The 2,309-nt window shown below is 64.0% G+C and carries 3 protein-coding genes; 1 reads left to right on the top strand and 2 read right to left on the bottom strand.

Features of this window, described 5'->3' with window-relative positions; genetic code table 11:
- Positions 1-41: 41 nt before the first annotated feature.
- On the bottom strand, positions 42-938 hold the full coding sequence (locus AC1DT2_RS21050) for an SDR family oxidoreductase (RefSeq protein WP_477298507.1): 897 nt from the start codon (positions 936-938) through the stop codon (positions 42-44).
- A 188-nt stretch (positions 939-1,126) separates the two neighbouring features.
- On the opposite strand from AC1DT2_RS21050, the gene AC1DT2_RS21045 reads away from it, so the two are divergent.
- Positions 1,127-1,462, top strand: a complete 336-nt coding sequence (locus AC1DT2_RS21045) for a hypothetical protein (RefSeq protein ID WP_477298506.1) — start codon at positions 1,127-1,129, stop codon at positions 1,460-1,462.
- Between the two features lie 6 nt (positions 1,463-1,468).
- On the opposite strand, the gene AC1DT2_RS21040 is transcribed toward AC1DT2_RS21045, so the two are convergent.
- Positions 1,469-2,170 (bottom strand): nucleoside/nucleotide kinase family protein, encoded by a 702-nt coding sequence (locus tag AC1DT2_RS21040; protein WP_063571131.1) that lies wholly within the window; start codon positions 2,168-2,170, stop codon positions 1,469-1,471.
- Between the last annotated feature and the right edge of the window lie 139 nt (positions 2,171-2,309).

Below are 2,309 nucleotides of genomic sequence, written 5' to 3'. Positions count from 1 at the left end.
AGTGAGCTCCTGCGCCGCGGTGAATCATGCGCTCGACGGTTTCACGCCGCCGCCGAGTAATTCATCCGCTTGAGATCGTCGATCAGCCCGGGTCCCGTCGGATGCCAGCCGAGGCGCTCCCGTGTCCACGCGCTGGACGCCGGCAGATCCATCCCGACAAACATGCCCAGCCAGCCGAAGTGCTCCGCTGCCTCCTCCTGTGACAACGACACCACGGGAAGCTGCAAACCGGCGCCGACCACATTCGCGATATCGCGCACGGCGATGCCTTCCTCGGCCACCGCGTTGTAGCGTTCGCCCGCCTCGCCTTTCTCCATCGCTAGCCGGTAGAGCTTCGCCACGTCGAGCACGTGCGCCGCCGGCCAGCGATTCTTTCCTTCGCCAAGGTAGGCCACCTTGCCCTTCGCCCTCGACAGGTCGACGTAAGGCGATATCAGCCCCTGCTTTACCGGATCGTGCACCTGCGGAAGCCGCACGACGGCCACGTTAACGCCCGCCTCCAGCAAAACGTTGCCGGCTATCTCGGACGCCGCGCGAGGATTGGGGTTGTTTGCGTTGAAGACATCCTCCGTGGCCATGCCGCTGTGATTGACAGCGCCCATGCCTGTGCCTGAGGTGATGATCAACGGGCGCGGCGAACCTTTCAGTACCGAGCCCAGCGCATCGATGACGCGCTTGTCCTTCTCGCAGTTCGCCACGAAGTTGGCGAAGTCGTGATCGAAGGCCGTGTGGATCACAGCATCCGCCCTGGCTGCTCCCGCACGCATGCTGTCGAGGTCTTCCAGCGTGCCACGGTGGACTTCGGCGCCCGCCGCCCGGAGGGAACGCTCGCCGGCATTGGATCGGGTCATGCCGATGACCTGATGCCCGGCGGCAAGGAGTTCGGGAACGATGCGGCTGCCRATAAAACCGGTCGCGCCTGTGAGGAATACGCGCATGAAACTCTCTCCGTGTTGTCCGGAGGGTTTTATCGCGCGTCGCATGTCACGGTAAAAGTAGGGGCGTTATCAGGGTATGGCGACTAACAGGCTCATTCATCGGCGCTATGGGCCCCATAGCAACTAACGATTGGATAGATTCCCTGTTGCGGCGCAGCATAGGCGAGCCTCCTCTTATGCTGACTCCCATGACCACTCTCGCTTTCGTCCGCTCGCCGCTCCGCCTGCTCCCTCTTGCTCTGCTCGTTGCCGCCATGGGCGCGTGGGCGTCGCAGGGCACTGCCTCCGCCACCGTCGAGTCTCGGTCGGATGTGGGCTCCGTAGCCACGATTGCCCCTTACGGCGCGGTGGCGCACGACGCGAAGGCGGCGCCGGGTTCCGTTCTTCCCTATGGCGCCATGAGCGCCGGCGCGATCGACGCCACGGCATCCATTCTGCCGTATGGCGCCCTCAGCCACGACGCGACGACCGCATCGGCCTCGATCCTGCCTTACGGCGCAGTCAGCCCCCGCGTCGCTCCCTGATACCGCTTATTTCGCGGTGTAACCACGCTCGGCCATGATCTTCGCGACAGCCGCTTCGGCGTCACGAAAGACCTGCTCGAGCGGCTGGTTAGCGTCGATATCGACGATCGGAGCGCCGTTATAGGTCAGGTACGGGGTCACGGCGATCTTCCGGGCCAGGGCGTCGCGCCGATGGTCGGGCTTGCGGGCGAAGGCGGTGTCGACATCGACATTGAGCCTCAGCACCAGGTCCGGCCGGTAACCGGCCATCCACTCGAAGACGGCCTGTTCGCGTCGCGCGAGGGCCAGCACGAGCTTGGATCCTCCCGGACTGTCCGGGAAGCCCGGGCCATCGTAGGCACCCGGAACCGAGACCTGCGGGAAGCGATCGGTGACCACGATGAGTCCCTGCTTGCGCATGGCGAGCATCCGCTTGAAGCGGCGCTTCCGTCGCAGCGTGAACGCGGTGATGACCAGGGCCGGCAGGAGGGTCGGCTGCTTGTCTTCCTTGAGACGACGATTCACGTCGTCGGCCTTGCGATGGATCGCCCGGTCCATGACGCCGCCGATGAGCGGCAGCTGGCCGATAGCGCGGCCCACATTGCCTGACTGCTTGCCCAGATGGGCCCGCCCCGCCGGTCCATAGCGGCCGATCCACTCGAGGATATGGTCGCCGACCGTGGACTTTCCGGAACCATCGCTACCGATTATTGCAATCAGTGGCGCCATTGCGCCGGACTCTGCCCGCATTACCGTACCCGCGTTAATAAAAGTGTCATTGAAATGATACCAGCGTGTAGCCACATTGAGACAATTCGTAGGCCGCAATTTCGCATATGTGAAGGCGAGGTTGCGCTCAGGTAGACGC

It is taken from the genome of Luteibacter sp. P4_E6 (genome assembly GCF_056401535.1).
The sequence above is the reverse complement of the archived record's forward strand: the minus strand, read 5'-3'. Positions and strand labels throughout refer to the sequence as shown.

Bases quoted from the DNA above. Each gene is read 5' to 3' on its own strand.
- AC1DT2_RS21045 (WP_477298506.1), top strand. From the start codon at position 1,127: ATGACCACTCTCGCTTTCGTCCGCTCGCCGCTCCGCCTGCTCCCTCTT.
- AC1DT2_RS21040 (WP_063571131.1), bottom strand. From the start codon at position 2,170: ATGGCGCCACTGATTGCAATAATCGGTAGCGATGGTTCCGGAAAGTCC.